Origin of the sequence: Nisaea acidiphila (genome assembly GCF_024662015.1) — a bacterium.
In the GTDB taxonomy this organism is placed as follows: domain Bacteria; phylum Pseudomonadota; class Alphaproteobacteria; order Thalassobaculales; family Thalassobaculaceae; genus Nisaea; species Nisaea acidiphila.
Window position 1 is genome coordinate 156,448 of record NZ_CP102480.1, and the last position, 23,240, is coordinate 179,687.

Here is a 23,240-nt window from a genome sequence, read left to right on the forward strand (position 1 = left end):
CCTTGCTCTCGATCAGATGCGAAGTACGTGAACCGTTGTGACCGGACGCTTGCCGTACTCGGAACGGACGACCCGGCGCACGGCGCGCCGCACGGCCTCGCCCACCTCGTCGTCGTTCGCCCGCGCTTTCTTGCCAAGCGCGCCGACCGCCTCCCATATGAGGTCTTTCGCGCTCTCGCTCAATGCGTCAATTTCGCCCTCGTCCGCGATCCCGTTGAAGGTCAGAACCGGATCGCCATGAAGCTGATCCTTGCCGTTCAGCAGCACCGTCGCCGACACAGCGCCATTGAAGAGCATCTTCTTCCGATCGCCGAGCACGCTGGATTCAATCGGGCGCAGCCGCCCGCCATCCATGGTGAAGGCCCCTGTCGGCACCCAGCCGACGATCTCGGCCGCACCTTCCTTCAGTCTGATCAGGCTGCCGTTGCCCGGCACGATAGCCTCGGGCACCTGGCATTCGCGGGCAAGTCGCGCGTGCGCCTCCAGGTGGCGGGGACTGCCATGAACAGGCACCGCGATCCGGGGACGAATGAATTGGTACATCTCCACCAATTCTTCGCGCGCCGGATGACCCGATACGTGGACATGGTGCTCGCGCTCGGTCACAACCTCGATGCCGCGCGCGACGAGCTTGCTCTGGATGCGGCCAATCGCAGCCTCGTTGCCGGGGATCTCCCGTGAGGAGAAGATCACGACATCGCCGCGCTCCAGCGTGATTTCCGGGTGTGCATTGTCGGCGATCCGCGCCAGAGCCGCCCGTGGCTCCCCCTGGGAACCGGTGCAGATCAGCACCAGCTTGTCCCGCGGGATGAAGCCCGCATCCTTTTCCGAGACAAATTCGGGTATATCGCGCAGATAACCGTTCTGCAGTGCTGCCTCGTACATTTTCCAGAGCGAGCGGCCAACCAGGGCCACGTGCCGCCCCGCCGCCTCTGCGGCTTCGGAGATCGTTTTCAGACGGCCGACATTGGAGGCGAAGCAGGTAATCGCGATCCGGTGCGTGCCGTGCTTGCGGAACAGTTCGGCAAGCGAGTCCGTCAGGCTCGCCTCTGACCCTGAACGTCCCGGGTCGAGCACGTTGGTCGAATCCCCGATCATCGCAAGCACGCCCTCGTCACCAACCGCGCGGAGGGCGCCGATGTCGCTCGCTTCGCCGATCACCGGCTCCGGATCGAACTTCCAGTCGCCCGAATGCAGCACGGTTCCGCCGCCGCACCGGATCACCAGAGCGTTCGGTTCGGGGATCGAGTGGGTCAGGGTGATGAGCTCGATCTCGAAAGGACCGATGACGAAGTTCGCCGAGAGATCGATCTCGATCAGCTCAACCTGCTCGAGGATCCCCTCGTCCGCCAATTTCCGGCGCACCAGGGTCGCCGTGAAGGGCGTCGCATAAATCGGACAACGCAGCTTCGGCCAGAGATAGGGAATGGCGCCGATATGATCCTCGTGCCCGTGCGTGACCACGAGACCGACCAGATCGTGCCGCCGCTGCTCGATAAATTCCGGGTCCGGCAGCAGGATGTCGATGCCCGGCATGGTATCGTCGCCGAAGGAAATCCCGAGATCGACCATCAGCCACTTACCGCCGTAATGGTAGAGGTTGAGGTTCATCCCGATCTCATCGCTGCCCCCGAGGGGCAGGAAGAGAAAATCGTCTTCGGCAATCTCTGGAACGCTTTTCTTCGCAGCACTCATCACGCGGCGTTCCGCTCATGGATCAGCAGGAGACCGCGCAGGGTGATTTCGTCATCCACATGCTGGATGGCCGGTGTGCAATCCGCGAAAATGGCCGCGAGGCCGCCGGTTCCGATAACCGTCATCTCCGTTCCGTATTCCTCTTTGATGCGGGTCACCAGGCCTTCGATCAGGCCGATGTAACCCCAGAAAATGCCTGAATGCATAGCCGTGACCGTCGATTTTCCGATCACCTTGACCGGGCTGTTCGTCCCCTCTTCCGGCATCTCCGGCGGACGGATGCCGATCCGCGGCAACTGCGCCGCCGCTCGGTAAAGCGCGTCGAGCGAGAGATTGATACCCGGCGCGATAATGCCGCCCGCATAGCCGCCATCCGGCTCGACCACATCGAAAGTCGTCGCGGTGCCGAAATCGATCACGATGAGCGCACCCTCGTAAACCGCATGCGCAGCGACCGCGTTCACCAGCCGGTCGGCGCCGACCTGCTCCGGATGATCGATCCGGATCTCGATCCCGAGGTCGACGCCTTTCTTCCCGACGACCATCGGCTCCCGCTTGAAATAGCGCCGGCAGAGCGTTTCCAGATTGAAGAGCACCTCAGGCACCACGGTCGCGATGATCACTTCCGACACGTCGCCGAGTTCCATCCCCTCCAAGGCCATGAGCTGGGTCAGCCAGACCGCATATTCGTCAGCCGTGCGTGCGACGTTCGTTGCCGTGCGCCAAGCGCCCCGTTTTTCCTTGCCGGCAAAGACGGCGAACACCGTGTTGGTGTTGCCGCAATCGATCGTCAGCAGCATCAGTTCTCCTCCACGAGGCGGACATCGCCCGCCGCGATCTTTTCAAGCCGGCCATCGCCAAGCCGCAGAATCATTGTTCCGTCCGCATCGATCCCTTCGTAGAGACCCAGCTTGCGGTCCGCGCCGTTTTCGACCGAGACGGTTTGCCCGATCCAGCGGGCGCGCGCCACCCATGCGTCCCGGATAGCCCCGAAGCCGTCAGAGCACCAAGCATCATAGCGAAGCGCCAGCGCTTCCACATACAGGTTCAGGAGCGCCTCTACGGTCGGTGGTGGAACGAGATGATTTATCAGAGCGGTCGCTCGATAACGTGCCACCTCCGGCGCGTGTGCAAGATTAATCCCAACGCCGAGTAAGGCGATATATCCGCCATCGCGCGCCTGAGTCTCGGTCAGGATGCCGGAAATCTTGGCGCCGTCGAGCAGCACGTCATTCGGCCATTTGAGCTTCAGATCGGCGGCGGGAAGCAACTGCGCAACCGTATCATGCACCGCGAGGGACGCGACGAAAGAGAGCTCCTGCATTCGCGCAAGGGGAAGCCCTGGGTCCAGGATCGCCGTCGTGTAAAGGTTGCCTTCAGGCGAATGCCAAGGCCGCCCGAGGCGGCCCCGACCGACGGTCTGGCTACGCGCCCAGACTAGCGTCCGGTCCGGCGCGCCATCCCGCGCCAGCCGGCCCGCTTCGTCGCTGGTGCTGGTAACGGCGTCGAAACTGCAGATCCTGAAGCCGTGGCTCTGGCGTTCGTAATTCAAAAAACCCGGTCCTCCCGGGGGCGTTGAGTCACGAGGAGCCCGTCAGCCCGCGAACAGAGCGGAAGCGGCGGCCTTGGCGCTGCTGACCAGCGGAGCCGGAACGATGAAGAAAAGCAGCGTCACGGCGGCCATCACAGTCATGATGATCTTCAGGTCGCCGGGAACCGAATTGTCCAGCGGCTCCTCCGCCTCGTCGAAATACATGATCTTGACGATCCGCAGATAATAGAAGGCGCCGATGACACTGGCGAGAACGCCAAGGACCGCGAGGGCGATGAGGCCGGCATCAACCGCCGCCATGAAGACGAACCACTTGCCGAAGAAGCCCGCGAGCGGCGGGATACCCGCCATGGAGAACATGAAGATCAGGATCATAGCGGCCATGCCCGGATGGCTCTTGGAGAGCCCGGCCAGATCGTGGATCCCCTCGACCGCCCGGCCCTGCCGACGCATCGCGAGGATGCAGGCAAAGGTCCCGACATTCATGAAGAGGTAGATCGCGAGATATACCAGAATGCCGGCGACGCCCGCTTCGTTGGCCGCCGCTAGTCCGACCAACGCGTAGCCCATATGGCCGATCGAACTGTAGGCCATCAGTCGCTTGATGTTGGTCTGCACGATGGCGCCGACCGCGCCTATCGCCATGGAAAGCACGGCAATCAGAGAGATGATCTGCTGCCATTCGCCAACCAAAGCGCCGAACGGCTCCAGCAGGACGCGGAGGAACAGCGCCAGTGCCGCGACCTTGGGAGCAACGGCAAAAAGCGCGGTCACCGGCGTGGGTGCCCCCTCATAGACGTCCGGCGTCCACATATGGAACGGCACGGCGGAGACCTTGAAGGCGAGGCCGCAGATCACGAAGACCAGGCCGATGATGAGACCGACCGACGGCTCGGTTCCGGCGAGACCGGTGAAGACAGTGGCCAGCTTGTCGAACTCTGTGGTCCCGGCAAAGCCGTAGACCATGGAGGAGCCGTAAAGCAGCATGCAGGACGAGAGCGCGCCCAGGACGAAGTACTTCAGACCCGCTTCGGTCGAGCGCAGCGTGTCGCGCCGGATCGAGGCCACGACATAGAGCGCGAGGCTCTGGGTCTCGAGGCCGACATAGAGCGCGATCATGTCGTTGGCCGAGACCATCATCATCATGCCGAGCGTGGAAAGCACGATGAGCACCGGGAATTCGAAGCGCTCGAAGCTATCCCGGCGGAAAGTGCTGCGCGACATGATGATCGCAAGCATCGAGCCCGCAAGGATCAGGATTTTGGTGAACTGGGCGAATGAGCCGCCCTGGAACATGCCGAAGAAAGCCGGCGTCGTATCACCGCCATAGGAGACGACAAGGCCGCCGGCGATCAGCATGACCGCGACAGCCAGCCAGGAGGTTGCCTCCTGCGCCTTGCCGCCTTTAAAAACGCCGAACATGAGCAAGGCAAGGGCCGAGGCCGCGAGGAAGATCTCGCCGGCCGCCGGGCTCATCACGGGAAGCGTTGTGATCGCATCCATGGGTCTCACTCCTGCCCTAGCGGGCGGCCACGGCCACGCCGGCATCGCCGAGCGCAACCTTGTAATTGCTGATCAGGTGATCGACCGAAACCGACATCATGTCGAGGAAGGTCGACGGATAGATCCCCATCCAGAACACCAGGATGATGAGCGGCGCGAAGACTGCGATCTCGCGCGGCGAGAGATCCAGCAGCTTCTTCAGCGCCTCTTTCTCCATCACCCCGAAGACGATCCGACGATAGAGGTAGAGCGTGTAGGCAGCGCCGAGGATCAGCCCCGTCGAAGCCAGCGCCGCGACCCATGTATTGTCCTGGAACGCTCCCATGAGGACCAGGAATTCGCCGATGAAACCGCCGGTGCCCGGCAGGCCGACCGATCCCATCGCGAAGATCATGAAGACCAGCGCATATCGCGGCATGCGCTCGACGAGGCCGCCGTAAGCCGAGATTTCACGCGTGTGCATCCGGTCGTAGACGACGCCGACGCAAAGGAAGAGCGCGCCCGAGATGATGCCGTGGCTCAGCATCAGAAAGATCGCGCCTTCCAGTCCCTGGGTCGTCATGGTGAACATGCCAATGGTCACGAACCCCATATGCGCGATCGAGGAATAGGCGATCAGCTTCTTCATGTCCTCCTGCACGAGCGCCACCAGGGAGGTGTAGATCACCGCGACGATGCTGAGAGCATAGATCAGCGGGGTGAAGAATTCGGTCGCTTCCGGGAACATCGGAATGGAGAAGCGGAGGAAACCGTAGCCGCCCATCTTCAGGAGCACGCCGGCCAGGATCACGGAACCGGCGGTCGGCGCCTCCACGTGGGCGTCGGGCAGCCAGGTATGAACCGGCCACATCGGCACCTTCACCGCGAAGGAGGCAAAGAAGGCAAGCCAGAGCCAGGTCTGCAGTTCCACCGGGAAGCCGGCCTGCATAAGGCTCGGGATGTCGGTCGTGCCGGCCTGCAGATACATCGCCAGGATCGCGATCAGCATCAGCACGGAGCCGAGCAGCGTGTAGAGGAAGAACTTGAAAGCCGCGTAGACCCGTCGCGCGCCGCCCCAGACGCCGATGATCAGGAACATCGGGATCAGCACGGCCTCGAAGAAGATATAGAAGACCAGGATATCGAGCGCGCAGAACATGCCGACCATCAAGGTCTCGAGCACGAGGAACGCGATCATGTATTCCTTCACGCGCTTCTGCACCGCCTCCCAGCTCGCCAGGATGCAGATCGGCGTCAGCAGGGTCGAGAGCAGCACGAACCACATGGAGATGCCGTCGACGCCCATGTGATAACCGATGCCCCAGTCGGGCAGCCATTCGCGTTTCTCGACGAATTGGAAATCCGCCGTCGCCGGGTCGAACCCGGCCCAGATCAGCAGCGAGATGACGAAGGTGATGAGCGAGGTCCAGAGCGCGACATAACGGGCGTTCCGCGCGACCTGCTCCTCCTCGCCCCGGGTCAGCGCGACGAAGAGCGCGCCCGCGAGCGGCAGGAACGTAACCAGTGAAAGCAGCGGCCAATCGCTCATGGTCTTAGTTCCCGCTCATCAGCATGTACCAGGAGATGATGGCCACCACGCCAATCATCATCGCGAAGGCATAGTGGTAGACATAGCCCGACTGCAATTTGCCGGCCCGGACAGCCGCGAGACGGGTCACCAGACTGACGCCGTCCGGACCGAAGCCGTCGATGATCGCGCCGTCGCCGTTCTTCCAGAAGATGCGGCCGAGCTTCATCGCCGGACGCACGAAGAGGAAGTCGTAGAGCTCGTCGAAGTACCATTTGTTCAGCAGGAACAGGTAGACCGGGCGGAAACTGCTCGCGACCTTCGCCGGAAGCCCCGGCATGAACATGTACATCAGATAGGCGAGCCCGATTCCGGCGACGGTCATGACGATCGGCAGGATTTTCACCCAGGCCGGGACATGGTGCGCGCCCTCGATCGTATCGTTGCCTTCGGCGACAAAGATCGCCGCGCCCCAGAACTCCTCGCGGAGATGGCCGCCGAAATATTCGTAGCCGAGCCAGCCGGAGAGCACGGCGCCGACCGCGAGGACCATCAACGGAACGGTCATCACGATCGGGGATTCGTGGATGTGGCTCATCACTTCCTGGCTCGCGCGCGGCGTTCCGTGGAAGGTCATGATCAGCAGGCGCCAGCTGTAGAAAGCGGTCATGAAGGCAGCGCCAACGCCGAGCCAAAAGGCATAGTCGCCGATCCCGGTATGTTTGGCGTAGGCCACCTCGATGATCAGGTCCTTGGAGTAGAACCCGGCGAAGGGCGGCAGGCCCACGAGCGCCAAGCTGCCGATCCACATCATGATGTAGGTGAGTTTGATGTGCTTCCAGATGCCGCCCATGTGACGCATGTCCTGCTCGTCCGACATGGCATGGATCACGGAGCCCGCGCCGAGGAACAGCAGCGCCTTGAAGAAGGCGTGGGTCATCAGGTGGAATATGGCGGCGGAATAGGCCGAAACGCCGCAGGCGAAGAACATGTAGCCGAGCTGACTGCAGGTCGAATAGGCGATCACCCGCTTGATATCGTTCTGGCAGAGACCGACGGTCGCGGCGAAGAAAGCCGTCGTCGCCCCGACGACCGTGATCACCATCAGTGCGGTCTCGGAGAACTCCATCATCGGCGAGAGGCGCGCGACCATAAAGACTCCGGCCGTCACCATGGTGGCGGCGTGGATAAGCGCGGAGACCGGGGTCGGGCCTTCCATCGCGTCCGGCAGCCAGGTGTGCAGCCCGAGCTGCGCCGACTTGCCCATCGCGCCGATGAAGAGCAGCAGGCAGAGCACAGTCATCGCATGCCACTCGTAGTCCAGGAACTCCATCGTCATGGAGGCCTTCTCCGGCACGGCGGCGAAGATGTCGTCGAGCACAACGGTATCGAACAGCAGATAGGTGCCGAAGATGCCGAGCGCGAAGCCGAAATCGCCGACGCGGTTGACGATGAAGGCCTTCATCGCGGCGGCGTTGGCGGACGGTTTGTGGAACCAGAAACCGATCAGCAGGTAGGACGCGAGCCCGACGCCTTCCCAGCCGAAGAAGAGCTGGATCAGGTTGTCGGCCGTCACCAGCATCAGCATCGCGAAGGTGAAGAGGCTGAGATAGGCCATGAAGCGCGGCTTGGACGGATCGTGGCTCATGTAGCCGATCGAATAGACATGCACCATGCTCGAAACGCCAGTGACCACGATCAGCATGACCGCCGTCAGCGTATCGAAGCGCAGCGACCAAGCCGCCTCCATCGAACCGGATGCGATCCAGGTAAAGAGTTCGATCGTGACCGGGTTTCCGCCGAGCGCGACATCGAAAAAGGCAAGGATCGAAAGGGCAAGCGACAGGACCATCGCTCCGCAGGTGACCAGCTGTGCCGGCCGGTCTCCGATGGCCCTGTTTCCGAGCCCCGCGATGAGACTGCCGAGCAACGGCAGGAAGACGATTGCGGCGTACATCCGGCCTTACCCTTTCATCAGGTTGATGTCTTCGACAGCGATGCTGCCGCGGTTGCGGAAGTACACAACCAGGATGGCGAGGCCGATGGCGGCCTCGGCGGCAGCAACGGTCAGCACGAAGAGCGCGAAGACCTGCCCGACGAGATCGTTCAGGAAGACCGAGAAAGCGACCAGGTTGATGTTCACCGCGAGCAGCATCAGCTCGATCGACATCAGAATGATGATCACGTTCTTCCGGTTCAGGAAGATGCCGAACATGCCGAGCGTGAAGAGCACGGCGGCGACGGTCAGGTAATGGGCGAGACCGATTTCCAGCATGATCAGGCGCCTCCCCCGCGCGGAACTTCGACGACTTCGACGGTCTCGTCCGTGGTCCGGGCGAGCTGCGCGGATATCCGCTGCCGCTTCACGCCCTCGCGGGTCCGCAGCGTCAGCACGATGGCGCCGATCATGGCGATGAGCAGGATCAGTCCCGCCGCCTGGAAGAGATAGACGTAGCGGGTATAGAGCAGCGCCCCGAGCGCGTGGGTATTGCTAACCTGCGATGCGTCCGGAGCGGGCGCCGAGGTCACCAGCTCGGGAGCGATGGCCCAGCTCGTTACGACGAAGAACAACTCGACGAAGATCACGATGCCGATCAGCACACCGATCGGCAGATATTTCATGAAGCCCTGCCGGAGCTCGACGAAGTTGATATCGAGCATCATGACGACGAAGAGGAAGAGCACCGCGACCGCGCCGACATAGACGACAACCAAGAGCATGGCGATGAACTCGGCACCGAGCAGGACGAAGAGGCCCGCAGCGTTAAAGAATGCCAGGATCAGGAACAGTACCGAATGCACCGGGTTCCTCGAGGAAACCACCATGATACCGGAAGCAATGGTGATCGCGGCAAACACATAGAAGACAAGTGCCTGGATCATCGGCGCCCTCCCCCCGCCGCGTGTGCGACGGGCGATTTCTGAGTCATCTCAGCCATTTCGCCGGCTTTCTTCATGTTCCCCTCGCCCCCCGGCACCGTCAGCGATACGGCGCTTCGACGGTCAGATTATGCGCGATCTCGCGCTCCCAGCGGTCCCCGTTCGCGAGTAGTTTGTCCTTGTTGTAGAACAGTTCCTCGCGGGTTTCCGTGGCGAATTCGAAATTCGGTCCCTCGACGATCGCATCGACCGGGCAGGCCTCCTGACAGAAGCCGCAATAGATGCATTTCGTCATGTCGATATCGTAGCGGGTCGTCCGCCGGCTGCCGTCTTCGCGCGGCTCCGCCTCGATGGTAATGGCCTGCGCCGGACAGATCGCCTCGCAGAGCTTGCAGGCGATGCAGCGCTCCTCGCCGTTCGGATAGCGGCGCAGCGCATGCTCGCCGCGGAAACGGCTGCTGATCGGCCCCTTCTCGTAGGGGTAGTTGATCGTCACCTTCGGCTTGAAGAAGTATTTCAGCGTCAGGTACATCCCGGATAGCAGCTCGGTCAGCAGAAGCCCGCGCGCACTTTGTTGCAGCATGCTCATGGCTCAGCCTCTCTCCCAGATGCGTGTTTGGTTGGCGTTCGGCGTCATGATCGCGTCCTCCCTCAGCTCAGCACCGGATCCGGCACCCAGCCGAAGGCGACGAGCACGCCGGCGGTGATGACGACCCAGATCAGGGAGAATGGGAGGAAGACCTTCCAGCCGAGACGCATCAGCTGGTCGTAGCGATAGCGCGGGAAGGTCGCCCGAACCCAGAGGAAGAAGAACAGCACGAAGCAGATCTTCAGCGCGAACCAGATCGGTCCCGGAACCCAGTTGAACGGCGCCACGTCGAAAATCGGAAGCCAGCCGCCCAGGAACAGAATCGTGGTGATCCCGCTCATCAGGATCATGTTCGCGTATTCGCCGAGGAAGAACAGCGCGAAGGTCATCGAGGAATACTCGACGAAATAGCCCGCAACCAGCTCCGACTCGCCTTCCGGAAGGTCGAACGGAGCACGGTTGGTCTCGGCCAGCGCCGAGACGAAGAAGATCACGAACATCGGCAGCAGCGGAATGGCGAACCAGACCGTCTTCTGCGCCTCGACGATGGCCGAGAGGTTCAGCGAGCCGACACAGAGCAGGACGGTGATCATGACGAAGCCGATCGAGACTTCGTAGGAGACCATCTGCGCCGCCGAGCGGAGCGCGCCGAGGAAGGCATATTTCGAGTTCGAGGCCCAGCCCGCCATGATGACGCCGTAGACGCCGAGCGACGAGATCGCGAAGAGATAGAGCACGCCGACATTGATATCCGCCAGCACCATGCCCTCGTCGAACGGGATCACCGCCCAGGCGATCATCGCAAGGATGAAGGTCAGCATTGGCGCCATCGCGAACATGATCTTGTTCGCGCCGGCCGGCAGAATGGTTTCCTTGGCGAACAGCTTCACGCCGTCCGCGAGCGGCTGCAGCAAGCCGAACGGGCCGACCACGTTCGGCCCCTTGCGGAGCTGCATGAAGCCGATGACCTTGCGCTCGAAATAGGTCAGGTATGCGACGGCCACCAGAAGCGGCACCACGATGGCCAGAATCTGCGCCAGGATGATCGCTGTCGGGATCACGTAGGTGTCGAGGATCGCATTCATATCCATCTGACGTCTTACCCCTCGGTCCCGGTCCGGCCCTGCTTCGGCAGGACGAACACCTCGGTACATTCGGCCATCGTCTTGGAGGCCCGGCTGATCGGGTCGGTCATGTAGAAATTCTCGACCGTAATGCCGAAGCCGGTCTCGCCCATTGCCCCCTCGGTGCCGAACGGCCCCCATTCCGCGACCGGCGCGACGTCGATCTCGGTGAAGATCTCGTTCTCGGCGCGGAGCTTGGCGCGCAGCTGTTCGAGGCTGTCAAAGGGAAGCGGGTTGCCGATATGAGCGGAGAGCGCACGCAGGATGGCCCAGTCCTCGCGGGCCTCGCCCGGCGGGAACGCGGCCCTCAAACCGAGCTGCACCCGCCCCTCGGTATTGACGTAGAGCGCGTCCTTCTCGGTATAGGCCGCGCCCGGCAGAATTACGTCGGCGCGGTGCGCGCCGCGATCGCCGTGATGGCCTTGATAGATCACGAAGGCATCGCCGAACCGCTGGGTGTCGATCTCGTCGGCGCCGAGCAGATAGACCGCCTTGATCGCGCCCTTGGACGCGCCCTCGAGAATGCCGGCGACGTCCGCACCGCCCTCGCCCGGCAGGAAGCCGAGATCGAGGCCGCCGACGCGGGCGGCCGCAGTATGGAGGATATTGAAACCGTTCCAGGCCGGGATCTCGTTGCCATCCTCGTCCTTGGACGCGGAGACCAGCATGCCGGTGCTCTCGGCGATCTTGCGCGCCGTGGCCAGCACAGCGCCGCCATCATCTCGTGCCAGCGCTCCCATCCCGAGGATGATCATCGGCCGCTCGGCGTCCTTCAGGACCGATGCGAAAGCATGCTTGCCGTCAGCGACCTCACCGAGGGTCTGCGGACCGGCGCCGAGATGATCGTACTCATAAGTCAGATCGACCGGCGCGCCGATCAGGCCGACCTTGAGGCCGCCGGCGAGCCAGCGCTTGCGGATGCGCGTGTTCAGCACCGCCGCGTCCCAGCGCGGGTTGGCGCCGACTATCAGGATCGCATCCGCGTCCTCGATGCCGGCGATGGTGGAATTGAAGAGATAGCCCGCCCGGCTCGTCGCATCGAGCTTGGCCCCGTCCTGGCGGCAATCCAGGTTCGGCGAACCGAGCGCGGTCATGATCCCTTTCAGGGCATACATGGATTCGACATCGGCCGTATCGCCGGCGATCGCCGCGATCTCGCCGCCTTTCAGCCCCTTCAGCTTCGCCGCGACCGTCGTCAGGGCCTCTTCCCAGGAGGCGGGCTGCAATTTGCCATCCTTGCGGATATAGGGCCGGTCGAGCCGCTGCCGCTTCAGGCCGTCGCAGGCATAGCGCGTCTTGTCGGAGATCCATTCCTCGTTCACGTCCTCATGCAGGCGCGGCAGGACGCGAAGCACCTCGCCGCCGCGCGCATCGACGCGAATGTTCGAGCCTACCGCGTCCATCACGTCGACGGACTCGGTCTTGCGCAGCTCCCAGGGGCGCGCAACGAAGGCATAGGGCTTGGAAGTCAGCGCACCGACCGGGCAGAGGTCGATCACGTTGGCAGACATCTCGCTGTCGATCGCCTTCTCGAGATAGGTCGTGATCTCCGCGTTCTCGCCGCGGCCGAGCAGGCCCATGTCGGTGACGCCGGCGACTTCCGTCGAAAACCGGACGCAGCGGGTGCAATGGATGCAGCGGGTCATGATGGTCTTGACCAGCGGCCCCATATATTTGTCTTCGACCGCCCGCTTGTTCTCGTCGAAGCGGCTGCAATCCTGGCCGAAAGCCATCGCCTGGTCCTGCAGGTCGCATTCGCCGCCCTGGTCGCAGATCGGGCAATCGAGCGGGTGGTTGATGAGGAGGAACTCCATCACCCCTTCCCGTGCCTTCTTCACCAGCTCGCTGTCGGTACGGATCACCATGCCGTCGCCGGCCGGCATCGCGCAGGACGCGACCGGCTTCGGCGAGCGTTCCATCTCGACGAGGCACATCCTGCAGTTCCCGGCGATGGAAAGCCGTTCGTGGTAGCAGAAGCGGGGGATTTCGGCGCCGGCTTTCTCGCAGGCCTGGAGCACGGACGCCCCGGCGGGGACTTCGACCTCGACCCCGTTGACCGTCAATTTAGGCATTGCGCTCTCCCCCGAGGCACTTCGTCGTCACGCGCATCATTCCGCGGCCTCCATGATCGGCTGGCCGGCCTTGCGGGCCGCGATCCGGCGCTCGACTTCCGGCCGGAAATGCCGGAGCAGCCCCTGGATCGGCCAAGCCGCCGCGTCGCCGAGGGCGCAGATGGTGTGGCCCTCGATCTGCTTGGTGACCTCGTAGAGCGCGTCGATTTCCTCGACCTCGGCCTCGCCACGTACCAGACGGTCCATGACACGGTACATCCAGCCGGTGCCCTCGCGGCACGGCGTGCATTGGCCGCAGCTCTCGTGCTTGTAGAAGTAGGAGAGTCGCGCGATGGCCTTCACGATGTCGGTCTGCTTGTTCAGTACGATGACCGCCGCGGTCCCGAGGCCGGAGCCGACACCGCGCAAGGTGTCGAAATCCATGATCACGTCGTCGCAGACGGACTTCGGCATCATCGGCACGGAGGACCCTCCCGGGATGACCGCAAGCAGATTGTCCCAGCCGCCGATCACGCCGCCGCAATGCTTCTCGAGGAGCTCCTTGAGCGGAATGCCCATCTCTTCCTCGACATTGCAGGGATTCTCGACATGGCCCGAGATGCAGAACAGCTTGGTGCCGGAATTCTTCGGCGTGCCGAGATCCGCGAACCAGCTCGCGCCGCGCCGGAGAATCTCCGGAACGACGGCGACGCTCTCTACGTTGTTCACCGTGGTCGGGCAGCCATAGAGGCCGACGCCGGCCGGGAATGGCGGCTTCAGGCGTGGCTGGCCCTTCTTGCCCTCGAGGCTTTCCAGCAGCGCGGTTTCCTCGCCGCAGATATAGGCGCCGGCACCGCGATGCAGGATCACATCGAAATCGTAGCCGGTACCGCAGGCGTTCTTACCGATCAGACCGGCCTCATAGGCCTGATCGATCGCGGCCTGAAGGCGGACCGCCTCGTTGTAGAACTCGCCGCGGATATAGATGAACGCCGCCGTCGCGCGCATCGCATAGCCGCCGATCAGGCAGCCTTCGACAAGCTTGTGCGGATCGTTGCGGATGATCTCGCGGTCCTTGCAGGTACCCGGCTCGGATTCGTCCGCATTGACCACGAGGTAATGCGGCTTGTCCTTTACTTCCTTCGGCATGAAGGACCATTTGACGCCGGTCGGGAAGCCCGCGCCGCCGCGGCCGCGCAGTCCTGACGCCTTCACGTCCTCGACGATGTCTTCCGGGCTGCGGCTCAGGATTTCCTTGGTGGTGCTCCAGTCGCCGCGCTTGCGGGCGCCTTCGAGACCCCAATCGTGCCAGCCATAGAGGTTCGTGAAGATGCGGTCCTCGTCCCTCAGCATCACTTCTCTCCCGTTTCGCCGGCACTGATCTTCGGATCGTAGGTCCGGGCCGCTCCATTATCCTTGTAGGACAGGAGCGTCTGCGCGCCAGCCTCCGGCTCGGACACATTGCGTCCGGAAAGCGATCCGGGTTCCGGAACCTCGCCCTTCTTCAGGGCCTCCAGCAGCTTGGCCGTGCTCTCGTAATCGGCGTCTTCGTAGAAATCGTCGTTCACCTGCAGGATCGGCGCGTTGGCGCAGGCCCCGAGACACTCGACCTCCAGCAGGGTGAACATGCCGTCGTCGCTGGTCTGGTGGTTGTCCAGACCGAGCTTGTCCTTGATGCATTTCATCACCTGATCGGAGCCGCGCAGCCAGCACGGCGTCGTCGTGCAGGCCTGCAGGAAGTACTTCCCGACCGGTTTCAGGTTGAACATCGTGTAGAAGGTCGCGACCTCGAGCACGCGCATCTTCGGCATCTTCAGCTTCTCGGAGATGACGTCGATCGCGGCGAGCGGGATCCAGTTGTCGTGCTGGCGCTGGGCCAGATCGAGCAGCGGCATCACCGCACTGGCCTGCCGGCCTTCCGGATACTTGGAGATGATTGCGTCCGCCTTCGCCAGGTTTTCGGGCGTAAAGGCAAAGCTCTCCGGCTGGTTCTCGGCGATGTCGATACCGCTCACCGGTCAATCTCCCCGAACACGATGTCAAGCGAGCCGATGATGGCGACGGTGTCGGCCAGCATGTGCCCCTTGGACAGGAAATCCATGGCGGCGAGGAAGGAGAATCCTGGCGCCCGGATCTTGCAGCGATAAGGTTTGTTGGTGCCGTCCGACACCAGGAACACCGCGAACTCGCCTTTCGGCGCTTCGACGGCCGTGTAGGTCTCGCCGGCCGGGACGTGATAGCCCTCGGTATAGAGCTTGAAGTGATGGATCAGTGCTTCCATCGAATGCTTCATCTCGCCGCGGCGCGGAGGAGCAACCTTGTTGTCTTCCGTCCGGACCGGTCCTTCCGGCATCTTTTCAATAGCTTGCCGGATGATTTTCAGGCTCTCGCGGACTTCCTTGATACGCACCAGATAGCGCGCATAACAGTCGCCGGTCTTGCCGATCGGAATGTTGAAATCCATCTCGTCATAGGCGTCGTAAGGCTGGGACTTGCGCAGATCCCACGGCAGGCCGGACGCCCGGATGCAGGGACCGCTGAAGCCGATCGCCTGTGCCTCTTCCGCCGAGACGACACCGATATCGACGGTCCTCTGCTTGAAGATCCGGTTCTCGGTCAGCAGGCTCTCGATATCGTCCATCAGGGCCGGGAAAGTCTCGGTCCAGGCCATGATGTCGTCGAGCAGCCCCGCCGGCAGATCCAGCGATACGCCACCCGGCCGGAAATAGGCCGCGTGCAGACGCGCGCCGCAGACCCGTTCGTAGAACTCCATGAGCTTCTCGCGCTCCTCGAAGCCCCAGAGCAGCGGCGTCATCGCACCGACATCGATGGCGAAGGTCGTGATATTCAGCAGGTGGTTCAGGATCCGCGAGATCTCGGCAAAGAGCACGCGGATATACTGCCCGCGCTTCGGCACCCCGATGCCCAGCAGCTTCTCGACCGCGAGCGCGTAGGCATGTTCCTGCGACATCGGCGCGACATAATCGAGCCGGTCGAAATACGGCACCGCCTGCAGGTAGGTCTTGTATTCGATCAGCTTCTCGGTGCCCCGATGCAGCAGACCGATATGCGGATCCGCCCGCTCGACGATCTCGCCGTCCATTTCCAGCACGAGGCGCAACACGCCGTGCGCGGCCGGGTGCTGCGGGCCGAAATTCAGCGTAAGCGGCTTGATCTGCGCTTCAGCCATCAGGAGGCTCCCTCTTCGGCCTGATCATCCGCCTTCTCATCCCCTGGAAGCAGCGAGCGAGCGCCTTCCCACGGGCTCAGGAAGTCGAAGCTCCGGAAGTCCTGCACGAGCTTCACCGGCTCGTAGACAACGCGCTTCTGCTCATCGTCGTAGCGCACTTCGACATGCCCGGTCAGCGGGAAGTCCTTGCGCAGAGGATGGCCTTCGAAACCGTAATCCGTCAGCAGGCGGCGCAGATCCGGATGGTCGGAGAAGAACACCCCGTACATGTCCCAAGTCTCACGCTCGAACCAGTTGGCGGACGGGAAAACTTCCGCGACGGAAGGAACCGGCGTCTGCTCGTCGGTCGCGACCTTGACCCGGATCCGGTTGTTCTGCTGCACGCTGAGCAGATTGTAGACCACGTCGAACCGCAGCTCGCGCTCCGGATAGTCGGTACCGCAGATATCGACAAGGCAGCGAAACTGGCACTGCGAGTCGTCACGGAGAAAGGTCAGGACCTTGCAGATATGTTGCGGACGGGTCCGGAGCACCAGCTCGTCGAGTACAAACCCGACCTCGACCAACTCCGTATCGAGCTGGCTTGCCAGATAGTCAGCCAGCTCTTTTTGCATTTCAGTCGGTGATGCCATGCTGTCTCGTACCTTTGCCTGGCGTTAACTCGCGGACCGGATTAGCGGGCGATGGTCGAAGTGCGTTTGATCTTCTTCTGTAGCTGGAGAAGCCCGTAGAGAAGAGCCTCGGCGGTCGGCGGACATCCCGGGACATAAACGTCGACAGGAACGATGCGGTCGCAGCCGCGAACCACTGAATAGGAATAGTGATAATAGCCCCCGCCATTGGCGCAGGACCCCATGGACAGCACCCAGCGCGGTTCCGCCATCTGGTCGTAAACCTTGCGCAGGGCCGGTGCCATCTTGTTGGTGAGCGTGCCGGCCACGATCATGACGTCGGACTGGCGCGGGCTCGGCCGGAAGACCATTCCGAAACGGTCGAGGTCATAACGGCTGGCCGCGGTATGCATCATCTCGACCGCGCAGCAGGCGAGACCGAAGGTCATCGGCCAGAGAGAACCGCTGCGGGCCCAGTTGAAGAGTTTGTCGGCCTGCGCGACCACAAAACCCTTTTCGTTCAGTTCGTCCCCGACGGCCTTCAGGATCGCATCCTGGTCGGCACCGGGCGGAATCGGGCGAAGATCCTGCGAAGCCTGCATGGTGTCCCTCACTCCCATTCCAGGGCGCCTTTGCGCCACTCATATACGAAGCCGATGGTCAGCACGCCGAGGAAGACGATCATCGACCAGAAACCGAACAGACCGATGCCGCCGAGCGAGACTGCCCAGGGAAAAAGAAAGGCGACTTCGAGATCGAAGATGATGAAGAGAATGGCGACGAGATAGAAGCGGACGTCGAACTGGCCTCGGGAATCGTTGAAGGCCTCGAAGCCGCATTCGTAGGCTGACACTTTCTCCGAGTCCGGTCGCTGCTTCACGACCACCAGGGACCCGATCACCATCGCGAGGCAGAGACCGATCGCAACGACGAGAAATATCAGGATAGGCAAATATTCCCGGAGAATATCGCTCATATCGTCAGCTCTCTCTCATTCCCGGCGCTTAATGCACTCCGGCGGAGCGTCACGACGCCTTGTTTACCGGCGCACTATAGTTCCAACAGGCGCCCAAGAAAAGCCCGTCTCGCGCCAACTTTCCGCAAAGAAACCTTTAAATTCCGGAGCTTGCGACGAGTTATTTGGACCCGGTTCGAAACCGGGACACATCATTGTACGAAACGGGATCAAAAAGAGATGAGTGGCGGGAGTGACGGGACTCGAACCCGCGGCCTCCGGCGTGACAGGCCGGCGCTCTAACCAACTGAGCTACACCCCCGCATCCGGGCCGCGGTGCCGTGGTTGGCGGCGCCCCCGACGAGGAGGCGCTTATGTACTTTGGGGCCTATGGAGTGTCAAGCAGGATGGATCGGAAAAATGACACTTTTTTTGACCGCCCAACCGTAAGCAGCGGAAATGCCGGAAATTCGGGTGAAAATTCTTTATTCAACCGAACTTGGCCGCACGCGTATGCTGTCGTCGGCAGAGATTTTCAGCTAAGTGGAACCGCCACAGATGATGACGGAACGGGACTACCAGCGACTCAGTAAGTTGGTCGCCATGCTCTCCAGTGACAATGACGGCGAGGTGCTCAACGCCGTCGATTCCATCAGCAATATCCTGAACCAGTACGGCCTTGTCTGGACCGACCTGCTGCTGCCACGCAAGTTCCTGAAGGTCCGGGACGCGCAGGCGGACGACATCGCGTCCGCGCCCGCCGACAGCGCGCCGCTCGACCCGACCCAGGCCACTCCGAAGCAGATGTATGAGGCTTTGATGCAAAGCCCGCGGGTGTCGGTCGAAACCAAGCGGGACATCCGGGATTATGCGCAGGAGATCAAAGAGAACCGGATTCGCCCGAAAACGCGCGCCGATCTGCAGGCCATGTACCGCTACGCCATCATGCAGGGACGGCACATCTGACGCGGTCTGGAAATTTGAGGAATGGTGGGCGCTGACGGGATCGAACCGCCGACCCTCTCGGTGTAAACGAGATGCTCTCCCAGCTGAGCTAAGCGCCCGTCTCGCGTCGGGGAAGCCCCAACGAAAACGCCGCCCCTTCTAACAGGGACGGCGCGTCGCGAAAAGACAGAAATCCTTCCGGTCAATTCAGGGCGTCTTTGAGCCCCTTGCCTGCCTTGAACTTCGGCTGCTTGGACGCAGCGATCTTGATCTTCTCGCCAGTCCGCGGATTGCGGCCTTCGCTGGCAGCGCGGGCCGCCACGCTGAATGTGCCGAAACCGACCAGACGAACCTCGTCGCCGGACTTCAGTGCGGAGGTGATCGAGTCGAGGACAGCGTCGACAGCGGAAGCCGCATCAGCCTTGGTAAGATCAGCAGAATCGGCAACGGCCGCGACGAGCTCATTCTTATTCACGTTATAGCCCCCCTATCAGAAGAAGAAGAATCACCTGGAAAACGGCCGGATCATCGGCCCAATCAGTACTTCACTCTAAATCGCAGGAAATGCAGGCGTCAATCACACAACCGGCGGGTTTCCGCAGATTCTCGGGCATTCGCCACATTAACCATTAGTTTATCATGAAATTGCAAATAAATTCAGCAGTTACAAAAGATGAAACCCCCGGCAAAACTGCCGGGGTTTCCTTTTCGGATCGAAACAGCACCGCAACCGGTGCAGGCGTCAGTGTGTCGTGAGCGATTTCTCGCCTTTATCCTCTGCGCCCGCAACCGAATCGATCACGATGTCCTCAGGATCGATCGGCACAAGCGGTTTGGTAAGCGCCGTCGACAGCACCTCGTCGACCGAAGAGACCGGGATGATTTCCAGGCCTTCTTTCACATTGTCCGGGATCTCGGCGAGATCCTTTTCGTTGTCCTTCGGAATCAGCACGACCTTAAGGCCGCCGCGCAATGCCGCCAGAAGCTTTTCCTTCAGGCCGCCGATCGGAAGGACACGGCCTCGCAAGGTGACCTCGCCCGTCATCGCCACATCGCGGCGCACGGGGATACCCGTCAGGACCGAGACGATCGACGTCACCATCCCGACCCCTGCCGACGGCCCGTCCTTGGGCGTCGCGCCTTCCGGCACGTGGACGTGGATATCCTTGTTCTCCAAACTCTTCGGCGAAATACCAAACATCAGGGAACGCGACTTCACGAAGCTTTCAGCCGCCTGGATCGATTCCCGCATCACATCGCCGAGCTTGCCGGTCGAAATGACCTTGCCCTTCCCGGGCACGGTGACGGACTCGATGGAAAGCAGCTCGCCTCCGACCTCGGTCCAGGCGAGTCCCGTCGTGACCCCGACGAGATCCGATTCCTCGGCTTCGCCGTAACGGTATTTCCGGACGCCGGCGAACTTCTCGAGATTGTCGGGCGTGACCTCGACGCTCTCGACACCTTCCATGAGGATCTCTTTCACCGCCTTGCGCGCCAGATTAGCGAGCTCGCGCTCCAGATTCCGGACTCCAGCCTCGCGGGTGTAGTAGCGGATCAGGTCGCGCAGACCGTCGTCGGTGATCGACCACTCGTTCTTCTTCAAGCCGTTCTGCTCGACCTGTTTGTCGATCAGGTGACGCTTGCAGATCTCCACCTTCTCGTCCTCGGTATAGCCAGAGACACGAAGGATCTCCATCCGGTCGAGAAGCGGCTGCGGCATCCGGAGCGTGTTCGCCGTGGTGACGAACATGACATCCGAAAGGTCGTAATCGACTTCGAGATAGTGGTCCTGGAAGGTCGAATTCTGTTCCGGGTCGAGCACTTCGAGCAACGCCGAGGACGGATCGCCCCGGTAGTCGTTGCCAAGCTTGTCGATCTCGTCGAGCAGGAACAGCGGATTGGAGGCCTTGGCCTTCTTCATCCCCTGGATCACTTTGCCCGGAAGCGAGCCGATATAGGTCCGGCGGTGACCGCGAATCTCCGCTTCGTCCCGCACGCCGCCAAGCGAGATGCGCACGAAGTTACGTCCGGTCGCCTCCGCGATCGACTTGCCGAGCGAGGTCTTGCCGACGCCGGGAGGACCGACGAGGCAGAGAATCGGCCCCTTGACCTTGCCGGTTCGCTGCTGCACGGCGAGATATTCGAGGATCCGCTCCTTGACCTTCTCCAGACCGTAATGATCCCGGTCGAGAACGGATTGGGCCAGCTTGATGTCCTTCTTGATCCGAGACCGCTTCTTCCATGGAATCGTCAGAAGCCAGTCAAGATAATTGCGCACGACCGTCGCTTCCGCCGACATCTGGCTCATGTTGCGCAGCTTCTTGAGCTCCGCATCGGCCTTCTCGCGCGCTTCCTTGCTGAGCTTGGTCTTGCGAATCCGCTCCTCAAGCTCGACCAGCTCGTCGCGGCTGTCGTCGGTCTCGCCGAGTTCCTTCTGAATGGCCTTCATCTGCTCGTTCAGATAGTACTCGCGCTGGGTCTTCTCCATCTGCCGCTTAACGCGGTTACGGATGCGCTTCTCGACCTGCAGGACGCCGATCTCGCCTTCCATGAAGCCGTAGACCCGCTCCAGGCGGTCGATCACCGTCTCGCTCTCCAGCAACTCCTGCTTCTCGGCGATCTTGAGCGCGAGATGGGAGGCGATGGTGTCGGTCAGCTTCGCCGGATCCTCGATCTGGTTCACGGAAACCAGAACCTCCGGCGGGATCTTCTTGTTCAGCTTGATATACTGCTCGAACTGCGAGACCACGGCACGGGCAAGCGCTTCTTTCTCCGGCTCGTCGCTGTCCGCATCGACAATGACTTTTGCCTCGGCCTCGAAGAAATCCTCATTGCCCTTGAATTCGGTGATGCGGGCGCGCTGTACGCCTTCGACCAGAACCTTCACGGTCCCGTCGGGCAGTTTCAGCAGCTGGAGCACCGTTCCGATGGTGCCCACAGTGTAGATATCTTCCGGCGACGGATCGTCGTCTGCCGCATTTTTCTGAGTCACCAGAAGGATCTGTTTGTCGTCCTTCATGACGTCTTCGAGGGCGCGCACGGATTTGTCGCGGCCGACGAAGAGAGGCACGATCATATGCGGAAAGACCACGATGTCGCGCAGCGGAAGGACGGGGTAACTCGCGGTGCCTGTCTCTTGCATCAGTCTTTCAACTCGCTCCCCTCTTCAGAGCGGCTGCCGGGATGGGGAGAGAGCCCGGGCCAGCCAGAGTATTAAGTGGCGCTAGCTTCGGCCCGGTTCAAGGCGGGACGGATCAAGCACTCGATTCGACATCTCCGCGCCGATCCGCATGGACCATGATCGGCTGGGCGCCGCTATCGACCACCTCACCGTTGATGATGATCTCCTCGACATCTTCCATGCCGGGCAGATCGAACATCGGATCGAGCAGGATGCCTTCCATGATGGAGCGCAGCCCGCGGGCACCGGTCTTGCGCTCGATCGCCTTCTGGGCGATGGCCTTGAGCGCCTCTTCCCGGAACTCGAGATTGACGTTCTCCATCTCGAACAGGCGCTGATACTGCTTCACCAGAGCGTTCTTCGGCTTGGTCAGGATATCGACCAGCGCATCGTTATCGAGATCCTCGAGCGTGGCGACCACCGGAAGACGGCCGACGAATTCCGGGATCAGGCCGAACTTCAGCAGATCCTCGGGCTCGACCTCGCGCAGGATCTCGCCGGTGCGGCGGTCGTCCGGCGACTTCACGTCTGCCCCGAAGCCGATCGAGGAGCCCTGCGAGCGGTTCGAGATCAGTTTCTCCAGTCCGGCGAAGGCGCCGCCGCAGATGAACAGGATGTTGGTCGTATCCACCTGCAGGAATTCCTGCTGCGGATGCTTACGGCCACCCTGCGGCGGAACCGAGGCGACCGTGCCTTCCATGATCTTCAGCAGCGCCTGCTGCACACCCTCGCCCGAGACGTCCCGGGTGATCGAGGGGTTGTCCGACTTGCGGCTGATCTTGTCGACCTCGTCGATATAGACGATGCCGCGCTGCGCCCGCTCGACGTTGTAGTCGGCGGCCTGGAGCAGCTTCAGGATAATGTTCTCGACGTCCTCGCCGACATAGCCGGCCTCGGTCAGAGTCGTCGCGTCCGCCATCGTGAAGGGGACGTCGATGATCCGGGCCAGGGTCTGTGCCAGAAGGGTCTTTCCGCAACCGGTTGGGCCGACCAGCAGAATGTTCGACTTCGCCAGCTCGACGTCGTTGTTCTTGCTGGTGTGCGAGAGCCGTTTGTAGTGGTTGTGGACCGCGACGGAGAGAATCCGCTTCGCATGCGGCTGGCCGATCACGTAGTCGTTCAGGACTTCCATGATATCGCGCGGAGTCGGAACTCCGTCGCGCGATTTGACCAGCGTGGTCTTGTGCTCTTCACGGATGATGTCCATGCAGAGCTCGACGCATTCGTCGCAAATGAAGACCGTCGGGCCCGCAATCAGCTTGCGGACCTCATGCTGACTCTTTCCGCAGAACGAGCAGTACAAGGTGTTCTTCGAATCACCGCCGTTCGTGCTTCCGCCGGATTTGCTCATCTTACCCACATTCGTTACGGGACGGCTGACTTGTCATGTTAGCCAAAGGCAACGAAGCCGCACAATGTGAAAAAATCACATCCAGTGGCGCGGCATGCCGAAGCCT

The 23,240-nt window shown here is 61.8% G+C and carries 21 protein-coding genes and 2 tRNA genes; 1 reads left to right on the top strand and 22 read right to left on the bottom strand.

Annotated elements, in window-relative coordinates; translation table 11 throughout:
- Positions 1 to 12: 12 nt before the first annotated feature.
- From NUH88_RS00775 to NUH88_RS00860, 18 genes are all read right to left on the bottom strand, one after another.
- Complete coding sequence (locus NUH88_RS00775) at positions 13 to 1,695, bottom strand: ribonuclease J (RefSeq protein ID WP_257769355.1); 1,683 nt, start codon at positions 1,693 to 1,695, stop codon at positions 13 to 15.
- Positions 1,695 to 2,495: a type III pantothenate kinase gene (locus NUH88_RS00780; protein ID WP_257769357.1), complete on the bottom strand. Its 801-nt coding sequence runs from the start codon at positions 2,493 to 2,495 to the stop codon at positions 1,695 to 1,697. The genes NUH88_RS00775 and NUH88_RS00780 overlap by 1 nt, the downstream gene beginning before the upstream one ends.
- Positions 2,495 to 3,247 carry a biotin--[acetyl-CoA-carboxylase] ligase gene (locus NUH88_RS00785; RefSeq protein ID WP_257769358.1) on the bottom strand — a complete coding sequence of 251 codons (753 nt, stop codon included), beginning with the start codon at positions 3,245 to 3,247 and terminating at the stop codon, positions 2,495 to 2,497. Before NUH88_RS00785 ends, NUH88_RS00780 begins: the two co-directional genes overlap by 1 nt.
- Positions 3,248 to 3,289: 42 nt before the next feature.
- A complete protein-coding gene (nuoN, locus tag NUH88_RS00790) occupies positions 3,290 to 4,750 on the bottom strand; it encodes an NADH-quinone oxidoreductase subunit NuoN (RefSeq protein WP_257769360.1) in 1,461 nt (486 codons plus the stop codon).
- A 16-nt stretch (positions 4,751 to 4,766) separates the two neighbouring features.
- On the bottom strand, positions 4,767 to 6,278 hold the full coding sequence (locus NUH88_RS00795; protein WP_257769362.1) for an NADH-quinone oxidoreductase subunit M: 1,512 nt from the start codon (positions 6,276 to 6,278) through the stop codon (positions 4,767 to 4,769).
- Positions 6,279 to 6,282: 4 nt separating this feature from the next.
- A complete protein-coding gene (nuoL, locus tag NUH88_RS00800; RefSeq protein ID WP_257769364.1) occupies positions 6,283 to 8,214 on the bottom strand; it encodes an NADH-quinone oxidoreductase subunit L in 1,932 nt (643 codons plus the stop codon).
- A gap of 6 nt (positions 8,215 to 8,220) precedes the next feature.
- Positions 8,221 to 8,529, bottom strand: a complete 309-nt coding sequence (gene nuoK / locus NUH88_RS00805) for an NADH-quinone oxidoreductase subunit NuoK (protein ID WP_257772299.1) — start codon at positions 8,527 to 8,529, stop codon at positions 8,221 to 8,223.
- A gap of 5 nt (positions 8,530 to 8,534) precedes the next feature.
- Positions 8,535 to 9,140, bottom strand: coding sequence for an NADH-quinone oxidoreductase subunit J (locus tag NUH88_RS00810; RefSeq protein ID WP_257769366.1), 606 nt, complete (start codon positions 9,138 to 9,140; stop codon positions 8,535 to 8,537).
- Positions 9,141 to 9,237: 97 nt separating this feature from the next.
- Positions 9,238 to 9,726: an NADH-quinone oxidoreductase subunit NuoI gene (nuoI, locus tag NUH88_RS00815; RefSeq protein ID WP_257769368.1), complete on the bottom strand. Its 489-nt coding sequence runs from the start codon at positions 9,724 to 9,726 to the stop codon at positions 9,238 to 9,240.
- Between the two features lie 62 nt (positions 9,727 to 9,788).
- Entirely contained in the window at positions 9,789 to 10,811 is a 1,023-nt protein-coding gene (nuoH, locus tag NUH88_RS00820) for an NADH-quinone oxidoreductase subunit NuoH (protein WP_257772301.1), read from the bottom strand.
- A gap of 14 nt (positions 10,812 to 10,825) precedes the next feature.
- Positions 10,826 to 12,922, bottom strand: a complete 2,097-nt coding sequence (nuoG, locus tag NUH88_RS00825) for an NADH-quinone oxidoreductase subunit NuoG (protein WP_257769370.1) — start codon at positions 12,920 to 12,922, stop codon at positions 10,826 to 10,828.
- A gap of 36 nt (positions 12,923 to 12,958) precedes the next feature.
- Entirely contained in the window at positions 12,959 to 14,254 is a 1,296-nt protein-coding gene (gene nuoF / locus NUH88_RS00830; RefSeq protein WP_257769371.1) for an NADH-quinone oxidoreductase subunit NuoF, read from the bottom strand.
- Positions 14,254 to 14,916 (bottom strand): NADH-quinone oxidoreductase subunit NuoE, encoded by a 663-nt coding sequence (nuoE, locus tag NUH88_RS00835; protein ID WP_257769372.1) that lies wholly within the window; start codon positions 14,914 to 14,916, stop codon positions 14,254 to 14,256. The genes nuoF and nuoE overlap by 1 nt, the downstream gene beginning before the upstream one ends.
- The gene (locus NUH88_RS00840) at positions 14,913 to 16,091 is read right to left on the bottom strand and encodes an NADH-quinone oxidoreductase subunit D (RefSeq protein ID WP_257769373.1); all 1,179 of its coding nucleotides are present in this window, start codon (positions 16,089 to 16,091) and stop codon (positions 14,913 to 14,915) included. The genes nuoE and NUH88_RS00840 overlap by 4 nt, the downstream gene beginning before the upstream one ends.
- Positions 16,091 to 16,723, bottom strand: a complete 633-nt coding sequence (locus tag NUH88_RS00845) for an NADH-quinone oxidoreductase subunit C (RefSeq protein ID WP_257769374.1) — start codon at positions 16,721 to 16,723, stop codon at positions 16,091 to 16,093. Before NUH88_RS00845 ends, NUH88_RS00840 begins: the two co-directional genes overlap by 1 nt.
- Before the next feature lie 41 nt (positions 16,724 to 16,764).
- Positions 16,765 to 17,322, bottom strand: coding sequence for a NuoB/complex I 20 kDa subunit family protein (locus tag NUH88_RS00850; protein ID WP_257769375.1), 558 nt, complete (start codon positions 17,320 to 17,322; stop codon positions 16,765 to 16,767).
- Positions 17,313 to 17,678, bottom strand: a complete 366-nt coding sequence (locus tag NUH88_RS00855; protein WP_257769376.1) for an NADH-quinone oxidoreductase subunit A — start codon at positions 17,676 to 17,678, stop codon at positions 17,313 to 17,315. The genes NUH88_RS00850 and NUH88_RS00855 overlap by 10 nt, the downstream gene beginning before the upstream one ends.
- A 224-nt stretch (positions 17,679 to 17,902) precedes the next feature.
- Positions 17,903 to 17,979: transfer RNA gene (locus NUH88_RS00860), tRNA-Asp, on the bottom strand.
- A 236-nt stretch (positions 17,980 to 18,215) separates the two neighbouring features.
- Here NUH88_RS00860 and NUH88_RS00865 point away from each other — a divergent pair.
- Positions 18,216 to 18,623 (top strand): hypothetical protein, encoded by a 408-nt coding sequence (locus NUH88_RS00865; protein WP_257769377.1) that lies wholly within the window; start codon positions 18,216 to 18,218, stop codon positions 18,621 to 18,623.
- 22 nt (positions 18,624 to 18,645) lie between these two features.
- Here NUH88_RS00865 and NUH88_RS00870 read toward each other — a convergent pair.
- The 4 genes from NUH88_RS00870 to clpX all read right to left on the bottom strand — a co-directional run bounded on the left by NUH88_RS00870 (position 18,646) and on the right by clpX (position 23,134).
- Positions 18,646 to 18,721, bottom strand: a tRNA-Val gene (locus NUH88_RS00870).
- Between the two features lie 83 nt (positions 18,722 to 18,804).
- The gene (hbs, locus tag NUH88_RS00875) at positions 18,805 to 19,077 is read right to left on the bottom strand and encodes a non-specific DNA-binding protein Hbs (RefSeq protein WP_257769378.1); all 273 of its coding nucleotides are present in this window, start codon (positions 19,075 to 19,077) and stop codon (positions 18,805 to 18,807) included.
- Positions 19,078 to 19,344: 267 nt separating this feature from the next.
- Positions 19,345 to 21,744, bottom strand: a complete 2,400-nt coding sequence (gene lon, locus NUH88_RS00880; RefSeq protein ID WP_257769379.1) for an endopeptidase La — start codon at positions 21,742 to 21,744, stop codon at positions 19,345 to 19,347.
- 112 nt (positions 21,745 to 21,856) lie between these two features.
- On the bottom strand, positions 21,857 to 23,134 hold the full coding sequence (gene clpX / locus NUH88_RS00885; protein WP_257769380.1) for an ATP-dependent Clp protease ATP-binding subunit ClpX: 1,278 nt from the start codon (positions 23,132 to 23,134) through the stop codon (positions 21,857 to 21,859).
- Between the last annotated feature and the right edge of the window lie 106 nt (positions 23,135 to 23,240).

Bases quoted from the DNA above. Each gene is read 5' to 3' on its own strand.
- NUH88_RS00845 (WP_257769374.1), bottom strand. From the start codon at position 16,723: ATGGCATCACCGACTGAAATGCAAAAAGAGCTGGCTGACTATCTGGCA.
- NUH88_RS00840 (WP_257769373.1), bottom strand. From the start codon at position 16,091: ATGGCTGAAGCGCAGATCAAGCCGCTTACGCTGAATTTCGGCCCGCAG.
- NUH88_RS00855 (WP_257769376.1), bottom strand. From the start codon at position 17,678: ATGAGCGATATTCTCCGGGAATATTTGCCTATCCTGATATTTCTCGTC.
- NUH88_RS00795 (WP_257769362.1), bottom strand. From the start codon at position 6,278: ATGAGCGATTGGCCGCTGCTTTCACTGGTTACGTTCCTGCCGCTCGCG.
- nuoH (WP_257772301.1), bottom strand. From the start codon at position 10,811: ATGAATGCGATCCTCGACACCTACGTGATCCCGACAGCGATCATCCTG.
- NUH88_RS00810 (WP_257769366.1), bottom strand. From the start codon at position 9,140: ATGATCCAGGCACTTGTCTTCTATGTGTTTGCCGCGATCACCATTGCT.
- NUH88_RS00850 (WP_257769375.1), bottom strand. From the start codon at position 17,322: ATGGGAGTGAGGGACACCATGCAGGCTTCGCAGGATCTTCGCCCGATT.
- nuoN (WP_257769360.1), bottom strand. From the start codon at position 4,750: ATGGATGCGATCACAACGCTTCCCGTGATGAGCCCGGCGGCCGGCGAG.
- nuoI (WP_257769368.1), bottom strand. From the start codon at position 9,726: ATGAGCATGCTGCAACAAAGTGCGCGCGGGCTTCTGCTGACCGAGCTG.
- NUH88_RS00775 (WP_257769355.1), bottom strand. From the start codon at position 1,695: ATGAGTGCTGCGAAGAAAAGCGTTCCAGAGATTGCCGAAGACGATTTT.
- lon (WP_257769379.1), bottom strand. From the start codon at position 21,744: ATGCAAGAGACAGGCACCGCGAGTTACCCCGTCCTTCCGCTGCGCGAC.
- clpX (WP_257769380.1), bottom strand. From the start codon at position 23,134: ATGAGCAAATCCGGCGGAAGCACGAACGGCGGTGATTCGAAGAACACC.
- NUH88_RS00780 (WP_257769357.1), bottom strand. From the start codon at position 2,495: ATGCTGCTGACGATCGATTGCGGCAACACCAACACGGTGTTCGCCGTC.
- nuoG (WP_257769370.1), bottom strand. From the start codon at position 12,922: ATGCCTAAATTGACGGTCAACGGGGTCGAGGTCGAAGTCCCCGCCGGG.
- NUH88_RS00865 (WP_257769377.1), top strand. From the start codon at position 18,216: ATGATGACGGAACGGGACTACCAGCGACTCAGTAAGTTGGTCGCCATG.
- nuoF (WP_257769371.1), bottom strand. From the start codon at position 14,254: ATGCTGAGGGACGAGGACCGCATCTTCACGAACCTCTATGGCTGGCAC.
- nuoL (WP_257769364.1), bottom strand. From the start codon at position 8,214: ATGTACGCCGCAATCGTCTTCCTGCCGTTGCTCGGCAGTCTCATCGCG.